We start from the raw sequence: 11,651 nt of genomic DNA, 5'->3' as shown, positions 1-11,651 counted from the left end.
ACCACATGACACCAGATTTTAGTGCGCAACTTGTCCACTGGGCTCAAACTCACTTGGGGTTTCTACGAGTGGGTATAATACCGACTGAACCAGCGCAGACTTTTCCACAATTTAGTGAATGGTTAGATCATCGCTATCAAGCTGACATGAACTGGTTAGAAACTAATCAACGAAAAGAGAAACGGGCTGATATTCGTAATATTTTGCCGACTGGTCAATCTGTCATTACACTGGTTTATACGTATCGAACTAGTGATCTGCCAGATGCGATCAAAAATGATCCGAGGCGCGGGATATTTGCGCGGTATACTTGGGGTAAAGATTACCATAAAGTCATCAAGAAAAAATTATTAGTGTTAATTAAATATTTAGAAGAACAATTAGGGGATACAGTCTCAGCACGCGCTTATGTTGATACTGGGCCAATTTTAGAACGAGACTTAGCCGAACGCGCTGGACTGGGTTTTATCGGTAATAACTCAATGTTAATAAATTCGCTGTATGGCTCATATTTATTTATTTGTGAGATTATTGTGAATAAGAATTTAGCACCAGTTATTTATAAAAAAACTGGTGGTTGCCGAACCTGTCATACTTGCTTGGCAAATTGTCCAACTCAGGCCATTGTAAAAAATAAAGTCATAGATGCCAGACGGTGTTTGTCTTATTTAACCATTGAAAGTAAAACTAGTATTCCAGAACAATTTAGGCCGTTATTGAAAAATAACATTTATGGTTGTGATATCTGCCAGGAAGTCTGTCCGTGGAATGGAACCGAGCAGGCTAAACAGACTCAGAATGACTGGTTTGATGCAGCGTTAGAGCGGCAGGCACCATATTTAACAGACTTGGCTCAATTAACTGAAGCAACTTTTTTGGAACGGTTTAAAGGAACGCCGATTATGCGTGTGAAACGATCCGGTTTATTACGCAATGTGGCCGTGGCTCTAGGTAATTCTGGTCACACAGGGCATATTAAAACCTTAGAGTGGTTAGTCCATGATAATGATCCTTTAATTAGGGAACATGCTGAATGGGGATTGAATAGATTACAAAAATAGTTGCACAAGATGACCATGACTTGTATACTACCGCCAGTAAATTTATTATTAACCTGGAGGAAAGGTTATGTCTCAAGTTTATGTCTGTGCTGGGTCTTGCCATGGGCAAGCCGGTGAACCAGGTAATTGTCAGGCTGATGCCTGCGAACAACACGGTAGGGCGTTAGTGGAAATGAATCAATGTGATAAGTGTGGTGTCATTTACCATAATGACGAAACCCACTATTGTATTGTTAAACCATAGCGGCCGCTAAACGCACAGCGCCATATACCGGTGGGTATTTCGGTTGTATCACTTCGGCTCGTGGACAGATTGGTTTAATCTTCTTTTTGAATGTATCTAAGAATGGTAGCGCACTGATATTAAAGACACCGCCGACTACAACTAAATCAAATGGGACAGCCTGCAGTTTAAGACGCTGCACAACAGCCGAGACTAATAAAACCAGTTCAGCCATGGTTTCGTCAATAATTTCTAAAGCGCGCCAATCACCTTTTTTAGCTTGAGCGTCAACTAGTTTGGCTAACTGCGCAATGTCGGTTTTTCTTAAACCGGTTCCATGATAAACAACCGGTTCCAGTGATCTGATTGTACCTACTTTGAAATGTTTAAGAACAGCCTTTTCTAGGCCAGTTGGTTTAATTCGGCCATCACCACTACGAATCGCGGCGCGTAAGGCCTTGAGACCCATTTCATAAGCACTCCCTTCATCAGATAATATATATTCTAAACCTCCAGCATGAGCCAATTCACCTTTATGATTTATACCAAAACAATGCGAGCCAGTACCGGCAATTAAAGCCATACCGTACGGATCATCGCTCCCACTACTTCTAACGATATGAATATCATTCATGACTTGTAATTGGCAGTGCGGTGCCAACCAGGTTTTCAAAGCTTGTATAACTAATTTTTCCGCTAACGATTGATCGTGCGGTGAATCGATGCCGGCCATACCCACTACGATCGCGCGAAATTGCGGAAGTTGCGCGAGGTGCAGTTGTTTAACAGCTTGGTCTGTGGCAGAACGTAAATGAGTTATAATGTCATTTGGTGTATTATCATGAATGTTACCCGGGCCATTTTCGCCCTGACTATAAATTCGTTTACTATCACCGATGGCTGCAGTGGTTTTTGTAGCACCCACATCTAAACCTAACACTAAACCAGTCGTCTGTAATTGGAGTTGTGGTTGGACTTTGGTTTTAGTGGCTATTGTATTGGACATAACGGGCTAGGGTAAATAACCAATCTGATAATCTATTTATATATTGAATAATTAACGGATCAATTGTGTCTGTTTCAGCCAAGGTAATAATATTTCTTTCTGCCCGGCGACAGACTGTTCTGGCAATGTGAATTTGGCTAGAAATGATATTTCCACCCGGTAGGATGAATTCGTGCAGTTCAGGTAGAGTAGATGTCATTTTATCAATAGATTTTTCCAGATCAGTAATTAAATCAGGTGACAATTGAGGTAAGGGAGCGAGGGCCAGGTGTGACGCAATATTTTGAATGGTTTTTTGAATAGTTTGTAATTGAGTTTGCTGAGCGGGGAGTAAAGCCACAATTAAACCCACATGGCTGTTTAATTCATCTAATGTGCCATACGCCTCTAATCTTGGATGATTTTTTTTTACTCGTTCACCCCCAAACAACCCCGACGTGCCTTTATCTCCTGTTTTGGTGTATATTTTACTCATACCTGAGTGCCTCGATAGGGTGTAATTTAGCGGCTTTCATCGCTGGATACAGGCCAAAAATGAATCCGGTACTCATAGATACAGCACAGGCTAAAATAATAGCTGATGGCACCAGTACAAAATGAATAGCCCAAGTGGGTTGCACAATATTAACCACAAATACAGCCAGGTTAGCTAAACCTAAGGCACTACCAATACCAATCAAACCACCCACCGTGGTTAACACAGCCGCTTCAATTAAGAATTGAATCAGTATTGAACTATTTTTGGCACCCACGGCCTTACGTAAACCAATTTCTTTGGTGCGTTCCTTAACTGTCACTAACATGATATTCATAATCCCAATACCACCAACAAACAGTGAGATGCCTGCGATAGCGGCGACAAACATTTGGATACCAAGCAACACATTGTTAAAAATACTGAGCATTTGTTCACGACTGGCCACGCTAATACCTTCCATCTGGGCATCGTCTAAATGTTTAATTCTTTTTAGTTCAAATGAGAGGCGATCTTTAAATAGTTCAGTGTCAGTTTCTGGTTTGGTAGAAATCATTAAAAAAATCACTTTATTATTATCGGCCGCTGGGGCTAAATATGCATAAGTGGTGGTGATAGGAAAATATGTATAGCTACCGCCAAAAGGTCCACCACTCATGGGGGGATCATTAACGACACCTAAAACCGTAAAGGCGCGACCCGACACCGTTACTGTTTTACCAATAGCATTAGCCGATGTATCAAACACATCTTCAGCAAATTTTTGCGATAATACAATCACTCGATCACTACGATTTACTTCAGCATCAGTGAAAGTTCTACCCGCTAAAACATCCAGTTTGTTTATGGTAAATACAGCTGGCTTGTCTCCCCAAATCATGATCTGATATTTTTTACTGTCGTATTCTAAGGTACCAGCTGAAGTATAAGCCGCTGAGATCGCTTCCATATCAGATAATAAACTGGAACGCTCGAGGGCTTCGGCATCTTGCAAACTAAAAGTGATTGGTTCTTCTTCTTTGAAAGGACCGAACGAACCAGTGGAGGCAACTTCTATCACATTGGTACCAAATTGAGAAATCTGACCCAACAAAAACTGTTTGGCAATTTCACCTAAGGTCATAATTAAAATAACTGAACCGATTCCGATAATAATACCCAACATGGTTAAAGCTGATTTGGCTTTGTTGGAGAGTAATTGGCGTAGTGCAGTTTGAACGTGAGTAATAAGCATCATAGTCTATATAATTTTACCATCGCGTAAAATAATCTTTCTAGCCGCAAAAGCAGCCACTTCTTCTTCGTGGGTGACCATGACAATGGTTTTACCTTCTTTATGTAAGGTACCAATTAATTCCATGATTTCGTTAGATGTCTTTGAATCTAAATTACCGGTTGGTTCATCACAAAACAACACTGTTGGATTATTAACTAAAGCTCGAGCTATAGAAACACGTTGTTGTTGACCACCGGATAGTTCATTCGGGCGGTGATAAATGCGATGGGCTAAACCAACTTTTTTTAACATTGCGTATGCGCGTTCACGCGCCTTGGATTTTTTTACACCGGCATAGAGTAGGGGAAGGGCGACATTATCCAGTGCGGTGGTACGAGCCAGGAGATGAAATTGTTGAAACACAAATCCCAACACTGCATTACGTAATTCGGCGCGGTAGTTATCATCAAACGAGGTGATATTAGTGCCCGCAAACCAATATTCACCGCTCGTGGGAGCATCCAAGAAAGCCAGTACGTTCATTAAAGTAGATTTACCCGAACCAGATGGACCCATTAAGGCTAAGAAATCACCCTCTGGTACTTCCAAGTCAATACCGCGTAAGGCCTCTACGGCTACACTGCCACTCCAGTAAGTTTTTACCAAATTAACCACTTTAATAACTGGCGTGCCGGATGGTTTCATTAGAAAATTGAATTGGTCGACGCTTTAGGAATATTGAGCAAAATAGTATCACCCGCTTTAATACCAGATGTAATTTCGATATAATCATCTCCTTCAAAATCAGTAACTATGTTTTGTACGATCGGTTCGGTTGGCGTCACTGAATTTGGCGTCCAAACAAACGGTCGATCAACGCTGTCATATTGAATCGCCGCGCGTTCGACCGACAAAACATTTGTTTTTTCGGCAATCAGAACTTTAACATTAACCGTTAAATCAATTCGATTGTTCACAGTGTCCGGTAGATCAGTTGGACGAATACGAACCAGATAACCGTTTTCAGTAGCACTTAACATGACTTTTTTAGAACTCACCGTTTCAACAGTACCATGGTAAACCGTTGAACCAGTGTTGTAAGTAGGGATAGTTAGTTCAGCTGTTTGACCAGTAGTGATATCAAATACCTCCGATTCGGAAGCGATAAAATCAATAAAGTTTGTGCGATAACCAATTTCCATCACTGGAATACCAGGCGTAGCAGTGGAGCCAACAAAGGTACTGACAGAAATAACTCGACCATCAAACGGCGCTTTCAAACTTTGGTTTGAAGTTTTAGCCAAAACATCATCTTTACTTACTTCATCGCCAACCGCAACGTTTAATTCTTTGATACTACCACCAAAACTAAAAGATAACGCTTCACTGTGTTCTGGGGCAATTTTGCCAGTGGTCACGATAGTTTTAGCTAAGTCACGGCGCTCTGCTATAACGGTTTGTTCAGCGGTTGTACTGCTTGAGCTTATTGAGCTGCGCACTTGTTGTACAATTACACCGGCAACAGCGAGCAGGACAACAATTATTAACAGCCAGATCCACCAGCGTTTGTACCAAGATTTGGTTGGAGGTTGTGGTAAACTCGACATAGATTGTTTACGGGTTAGTTGAATGATAAGCGATCATCATTATAGCATTTCGGCATAACTAATCCAGCGTTCAATTCTACCCAGCTCGGCTTGCACTGCAGTGCCTTGAGATTCTCCAGCATGGCGTTTTAAACCAGGCAAATCAATAGTGTGTTGTTTTTGGTCTAAATGGAGAGAACATTTTAATTGTTGCTCTTTCAAGTTCGCGTGTAAATGAAAACGAGGGTAATAACTATTACCAAATGGTCGCACCCAGGCATCATCTAATGGATGATAACCCGCTTGGCGCAATATCACCGGAAGGTTGATTGGTTTTGCTAGTGTTATGGTTTTGTCCATATAGTTTCTAATGATACCAGCACACAACCAGATTTAATAATTATAGAGATGTTTTCATCGTTGGTTTTATTGGATAAACCTGATTGATCACTTTTTAAATGAAAATCACCACTCCATTTACAACCAGATATTCTAACATCAACCTCATTTTTACCGTATGGTAAGATTGATAATCTGGTTTTATTGGGCGACTTAATGATGAGTGATTTGTCCACAAACCAGATTTGTTCATTCACACTAAAGAGTGACTGGATTTGTTTATACTGAGTGAGTAAATAAATAGCATTCAGGGTATGATCAAGCCGTTCACCACTCGTGACACAAAATAAATCAATCTTAACTTCATGACCAAATGTTTTTTGCACAAAATTAAGCCCTTTTTGTAAATCAGTGATGGTTTGAGATTGATCGTGAATAAAATCATCTGGTGGATTTGTGATAGAATCACCATCACCCAAGACATAATCAGGTTTTATAGCTAAAACTTTACAATGATTAAAGCCGCCATCTAGGGCAATAACAACATCATAGGTTTGCAGTTGAACTTGACAGGGTATAAAATCTCCATTACCAACTAAGGCAATTCTTTTCATGAATCCACTATAGTGGTAGTATTGTAAAATGTCTACAGTCACAAAACGTTTTGAATATGCCGCCTTGGGAGATATTATTGAATTTACCGCACCCGATTTTGTCTTGATCGAGTTTGGTCGATCGTCTAGCGATGAGGCAGAAAATACTCAAGAAACATACTGGGTAAATGAGTGTTTAACGGCCATTAAGCCCTTAGCGCCGCACGGTAATTTACGCATTTTAGCAGATTTTTCACGCGTTGATTCCAGCGAATATAACAGTCACGAGTCAAATAAATTGTATCAGCAAATGTTAAAAGATCCGGCCATTTGTAAGGTAGCGGCGTTTGGATTGAAAACTGGCTGGCAATTATTGATGGATTTAATTGGTATTTTAGCGCCACAAAAGTTAAAGACTTTTGCAACCGAACAAGATGCCAGAGCTTGGCTAAATAAACCATAATGTTACTGATCGACAAACCCGAAGGCTTGTCTTCTTTCGCCGTGGTGGCACAAGTGCGGCGGGCTTTAGGTGTGAAGCGAATTGGGCATGCCGGCACACTTGACCCGTTAGCCACCGGTCTATTGATTGTGTTAGTCGGACGTGATGAAACCAAACAGCAAGATAGTTTTATGAAACTGGATAAAGAGTATGTGGTAACAATTGAATTGGGTAAATTCAGCACCACAGATGATCGTGAGGGTGAGCTGACCATGACAAATTTACCCTTGCCGACCAAGGTTGAATTTGCCACTACTTTAAAAAAGTTTATTGGATCAATTCAACAAACACCACCAATCTATTCAGCCATTCATGTCAATGGGGCTAGAGCCTATAAGTTGGCTCGCTCTGGTCAAACAGATATGGTTATACCTACACGCACGGTAATTATTCATGATATAGAGCTGTTAGATTTTAAATTACCCCATGTCACACTAAGAGTAGCCTGTGGCCATGGCACCTATATTCGTTCATTAGCACATGATCTGGGTGGTTACGTAACAGCTTTAAGGCGCACTAAAATAGGGCAGTACAATGTGGCTCAAGCCATTAGCGTCGAGCAAATAGCGATAGACCGAAACCAGTCGCTGATACCAGAATAATGGTTGGTCCGGCCGGTAAATCAAACAACAAAGATAAAGTCAGGCCAGTGATGGTAGCCACTACGCTCATAATCATAGCTAACCAAACCAGCTGTTTGAAAGAATGAGCAATATTTTTCGCCACAGCCGCCGGTAAAATTAATAACCCAGTGACTAATATTATACCAACAATTTTGATACTGACAGCGATAGTGAGAGCAGTGATGATAAAAAAAGCATAATCAAGAGCCACACCGTTCACACCACGCACAAAAGTGAAATCTTGTGAGAAGGTCATAAGTAATAAACGTCGACTGGTGTAGAGTAAGAAAATAACGACACCAACAGTAATGGCTCCAGCTAAACCAACATCGAGCCAAGAGAGCGTGAGAATATCGCCAAATAAAATACTAAATAATTCAGAGCGATAGGTGGGCAATAAACTCATTAAGATCACACCTAAAGACAAACCGGCTGAAAAAATAACTCCCACTACCGTATCTAAGCTAATCACTGAGCGGTTTTTTATATACACCGTGGCAATGCCAATACCAATACAGAAAATAATCGCCGCCACAGTTGGAGAAATATTTAGGAGTAAACCCAGGGCAATACCCGCCAAAGCTGAGTGCGCGATCGTGTCTGAATAAAACGATAAATTGCGTAAGGTAATAAACACCCCTAAAAACGCCGCGGCCATGCCAATACACAAACCAGCCAGCAAGGCTCGTTGCATAAACGGTAGAGCAAATAATTGGAGTAGAGTATCAAGCGTCATGATGGTGTTCATTTACTTTGGTCAATGGGATGCCGTACATTTTTTCAAAATTCTGCTGATTAAAAACATCTTGCGGTCGGCCGGTACAGATTAATTGTTTGTTCAAACATAATACTTCGTCGGCGTATTGGGCGGTAACGTCAATATCGTGTGATACCATGATAATAGAGATGCCGTGTTTTTCATTCAACTTGTGTAAGTGATGATACATTTCAGCTTGGCCGTGCGGATCTATGCCACTGGAAAATTCATCAAGAAATAATACTTTAGGTTTGGTACTCAATACACCCGCCAGCAAAACCCGCTGCAGTTGACCACCGGAGAGTTGGCCAATGCGGTGTTTTAACAAATGGCTCACGGCAAAAATATCATCCAGCTTAGGTAACTTTTGCCACACCCACCAACCGCGTGGTTGTAAATACAGCTGTAAAAATTCTTCGACTGTAATGGGAAAAGTTGGATCGACATTCAGACGTTGTGGCACATAGCCGACTGCTTTTATATCAAAATGGCGCGTGATATCACCTGAAGTTGGGTTTAACAAACCTATCATAATGCGCAATAACTGAGTTTTCCCGGCTCCATTTGGTCCAAGAATCGACACAAATGAGCCCTGAGGAATAACAAAACCAACTTTATCTAATACAGTGACATCACCAAAGTTTAAACTGAGATCATCGGCATGAATTAAGTCCCCGTGCATAAATTGACTGTACTGAGATTTTATGGGTCTGTCAACTTGACAAAAGTCTAATATAAAGCTAGGGTTAGATCAATTATGACACGCACTCATTTTGGCCTAATATTAAGCGTAATTTGCACTGTTATAGTGTCGTTTGGCGTTGTTTTACCGACCAATGCAGCTACCTATTACAATAAATCTCAGGATAAGAAATTGTTACTCTATGTTGAAAATACAGAAAATACCGTAGTAAAAACGTTAGTAAACGGTACGGTTGTTAAAGCTAGCTCTAATAATGTGGTGATTCGATCTCTACAGAATAAATTAGTATCCTATCAATTGGTGAATAATCCGATTGTCGCGGTTGGTGAGACAGTAGAAAAAGGTCAGACCATTGCCAGTGCCACACAAGGTTATTTAGTATCTACGCGGCAAGTTGGTTTGAAACATGGTCAAGCCGTGAAACGATTACGCTTACTACAAGCGGTATTACAAAGTCAAACCACTGGTAACTCTGTCAGTGAAATGTTGCAAACCATTTCTAATTTATCGTATTCGTTGTAGCAATCAATTCAGTTTGAGAGTGGTGTCCAAGTAAACACGTGTCTCGCCGTCCCGTTGATTAAAACCTCAACGGTTTTGTTTTTTATCTCGACGCGATAGGAGTGCCGGACATAATGATAACTAGTTTCTTTCAAAAGAGAGAAAGTATTTTGTCTGGTATTAAAACTGTAGACTCTTAAATATAAAGTAGCTCCACGCCGCGCTGATATCACAAATTCTTCTGTATCAGTGGAACTATTTAAATTACCAATGGCTGGCTGGCGCCAATGTAATTCCGGAGACAATCTGATTTTTTCAAGAACATCTCCCGTAGTAGTGTACATGTGCATACTGGAACCAGAGCGTCGTTTCAACGCCAAAACGTAAGTGCTGCGTTTTATGTTGACCAATCTCACAATTACACCACCTTCATTAAAGGCATCCCATTGTTTAATAAGAACATTGTTATTATCGTAAATACTAATAGTACCAGGACCTTGTTTGGTACCGGTTACATACTGTACTGGCCCATTATATTTTTCATTGTCATTAGTGACATAACCAATTGGAACGGTATATGAACAAATCGACACGGTGATATCTGGATTGCCTAAACCATCTTGATCGCCGTCTTTATAGTAGGTTTGATTGGCAGAAATAGTGGCATCAGCATCATTACAGTCTGTGCCAATAATGCTGCCGTCGTTATCATAATCATTATCATTGGTATCAGTGCTATTAGTGACATAGCCAGCTGTGACCGTCATCGAACAAACCACTGAGGTGGTAGCGAGATCACCTAAACCATCCAAATCAGCATCACGGTAATAGGTTTGATTAGAGTGAACGGTGGCATCAGCATCATTACAGTCTGTGCCAATAATGCTGCCGTCGTTATCGTAATCATTATCATTGGTATCAGTGCTATTAGTGACATAGCCAGCCGTGACCGTCATCGAACAAACCACTGAGGTGGTAGCGAGATCACCTAAACCATCCAGATCAGCATCACGGTAATAGGTTTGATTAGCATAAACTGTCGCATCAGCATCATTACAGTCTGTGCCGGTAAACAGGCCAGTAGCACCAGCTCGACCATCACCATCTACGTCTATATAGAGATAACTAAGATAAGCCGCCCCAGCGTTGGAAGCTGCATCATCATTGTTTGGTCCACCTAAAATAATATCCGCAAAACCGTCATTATTTACATCACCCGCCGAAGCCACAAAATTTCCAAGTAAATCGCCAGCCACCTCACCGGTAAATTCAATGGCGGTAGATAATGAAGTACCAGTTGTAAAAGCAGCCGACTGTCCATAAATAAGATAAGTTGCACCGGCACTAACACCAGTATCGTCATTGCGTAGTGCTCCGATTAAGATATCGTCATAACCGTCATTATTAACATCTCCGGCCGAACCCACGGATAAGCCAGTATTATCACTGGCCGTCTTACCGATAAATTTTATTGCTGTAGACAGTGAAATATCTGTGACAAAATTGGCACTTTGCCCATAAATCAAATAAACCCACCCGGCCCACAGAGAAGCATCACCAGTATCAGTGGCGCCGACTAACATATCATCATAACCGTCATTATTAACATCTCCCGCTGAAGCCACGGCAATACCAGCATAATTGTACTCAGCTTCACCGGTAAACTCTACTGCCGTGGATAAAGACCCACCGGCTAAAGTACCGCTTTGACCATAAATTAAGTAAGCAGCCCCAGCATACGCGGCGGCATCACTATTGGCGTAGGCTCCAATTAACATATCATAGTAACCATCATTATTTACATCACCCGCGGAATTTACTGACCAACCGGCATAACTGCTCGCATTTTCACCAGTAAACTTTTTAGCCCAGGCTGAGCCTAACGAACCGCCATCTAGCTGAGCCGCCTGACCATAAATCAAATAGACCGCCCCGGCACTCGCACCACCAAAGTCATTACCCCGAGCACCGATTAAAATATCATCATAACCATCATTATTAACATCACCGGCGGACGCGACAGAATTTCCAGCCGCATCACTGGCCACTTCACCGGTAAATTTTAC

The 11,651-nt window shown here is 41.3% G+C and carries 15 protein-coding genes; 5 read left to right on the top strand and 10 right to left on the bottom strand.

Features of this window, described 5'->3' with window-relative positions:
• Positions 1-5: 5 nt before the first annotated feature.
• Positions 6-1,061: a tRNA epoxyqueuosine(34) reductase QueG gene (gene queG / locus WCV88_03025; protein ID MFA6475155.1), complete on the top strand. Its 1,056-nt coding sequence runs from the start codon at positions 6-8 to the stop codon at positions 1,059-1,061.
• Between the two features lie 67 nt (positions 1,062-1,128).
• Positions 1,129-1,305 carry a hypothetical protein gene (locus WCV88_03020; GenBank protein MFA6475154.1) on the top strand — a complete coding sequence of 59 codons (177 nt, stop codon included), beginning with the start codon at positions 1,129-1,131 and terminating at the stop codon, positions 1,303-1,305.
• Here WCV88_03020 and WCV88_03015 read toward each other — a convergent pair.
• From WCV88_03015 to WCV88_02985, 7 genes are read right to left on the bottom strand one after another with little or no spacing between them, the layout of a single operon-like run.
• Positions 1,295-2,290, bottom strand: a complete 996-nt coding sequence (locus tag WCV88_03015) for a BadF/BadG/BcrA/BcrD ATPase family protein (protein ID MFA6475153.1) — start codon at positions 2,288-2,290, stop codon at positions 1,295-1,297. The genes WCV88_03020 and WCV88_03015 overlap by 11 nt on opposite strands.
• A complete protein-coding gene (locus tag WCV88_03010) occupies positions 2,268-2,765 on the bottom strand; it encodes a cob(I)yrinic acid a,c-diamide adenosyltransferase (GenBank protein ID MFA6475152.1) in 498 nt (165 codons plus the stop codon). Before WCV88_03010 ends, WCV88_03015 begins: the two co-directional genes overlap by 23 nt.
• A complete protein-coding gene (locus WCV88_03005) occupies positions 2,758-4,002 on the bottom strand; it encodes an ABC transporter permease (protein MFA6475151.1) in 1,245 nt (414 codons plus the stop codon). The genes WCV88_03010 and WCV88_03005 overlap by 8 nt, the downstream gene beginning before the upstream one ends.
• Before the next feature lie 3 nt (positions 4,003-4,005).
• Positions 4,006-4,686: an ABC transporter ATP-binding protein gene (locus WCV88_03000; GenBank protein MFA6475150.1), complete on the bottom strand. Its 681-nt coding sequence runs from the start codon at positions 4,684-4,686 to the stop codon at positions 4,006-4,008.
• The gene (locus WCV88_02995; GenBank protein ID MFA6475149.1) at positions 4,686-5,588 is read right to left on the bottom strand and encodes an HlyD family efflux transporter periplasmic adaptor subunit; all 903 of its coding nucleotides are present in this window, start codon (positions 5,586-5,588) and stop codon (positions 4,686-4,688) included. Before WCV88_02995 ends, WCV88_03000 begins: the two co-directional genes overlap by 1 nt.
• A gap of 39 nt (positions 5,589-5,627) precedes the next feature.
• Positions 5,628-5,927 (bottom strand): hypothetical protein, encoded by a 300-nt coding sequence (locus WCV88_02990; GenBank protein MFA6475148.1) that lies wholly within the window; start codon positions 5,925-5,927, stop codon positions 5,628-5,630.
• On the bottom strand, positions 5,912-6,520 hold the full coding sequence (locus WCV88_02985; protein MFA6475147.1) for a thiamine diphosphokinase: 609 nt from the start codon (positions 6,518-6,520) through the stop codon (positions 5,912-5,914). Before WCV88_02985 ends, WCV88_02990 begins: the two co-directional genes overlap by 16 nt.
• Positions 6,521-6,548: 28 nt before the next feature.
• Between WCV88_02985 and WCV88_02980 the strand changes: the two genes are divergently transcribed.
• Together WCV88_02980 and truB are read left to right on the top strand one after the other, a co-directional pair.
• Positions 6,549-6,962: an STAS/SEC14 domain-containing protein gene (locus WCV88_02980; GenBank protein MFA6475146.1), complete on the top strand. Its 414-nt coding sequence runs from the start codon at positions 6,549-6,551 to the stop codon at positions 6,960-6,962.
• Positions 6,962-7,603, top strand: a complete 642-nt coding sequence (truB, locus tag WCV88_02975) for a tRNA pseudouridine(55) synthase TruB (protein MFA6475145.1) — start codon at positions 6,962-6,964, stop codon at positions 7,601-7,603. Before WCV88_02980 ends, truB begins: the two co-directional genes overlap by 1 nt.
• Here the strand turns inward: truB and WCV88_02970 are convergent.
• The gene (locus WCV88_02970; GenBank protein MFA6475144.1) at positions 7,551-8,360 is read right to left on the bottom strand and encodes a metal ABC transporter permease; all 810 of its coding nucleotides are present in this window, start codon (positions 8,358-8,360) and stop codon (positions 7,551-7,553) included. The genes truB and WCV88_02970 overlap by 53 nt on opposite strands.
• On the bottom strand, positions 8,350-9,063 hold the full coding sequence (locus WCV88_02965; protein ID MFA6475143.1) for a metal ABC transporter ATP-binding protein: 714 nt from the start codon (positions 9,061-9,063) through the stop codon (positions 8,350-8,352). The genes WCV88_02970 and WCV88_02965 overlap by 11 nt, the downstream gene beginning before the upstream one ends.
• 75 nt (positions 9,064-9,138) lie before the next feature.
• On the opposite strand from WCV88_02965, the gene WCV88_02960 reads away from it, so the two are divergent.
• Entirely contained in the window at positions 9,139-9,606 is a 468-nt protein-coding gene (locus tag WCV88_02960) for a hypothetical protein (GenBank protein MFA6475142.1), read from the top strand.
• Between the two features lie 8 nt (positions 9,607-9,614).
• Here WCV88_02960 and WCV88_02955 read toward each other — a convergent pair.
• Positions 9,615-11,651: integrin alpha (locus tag WCV88_02955; GenBank protein ID MFA6475141.1), on the bottom strand; the 2,037-nt coding region annotated here is incomplete at its 5' end.

Source organism: Patescibacteria group bacterium (assembly GCA_041665365.1).
GTDB lineage: Bacteria > Patescibacteriota > Patescibacteriia > UBA9570 > UBA9570 > UBA9570.
This window is presented reverse-complemented; position numbering and strand designations above follow the sequence as displayed.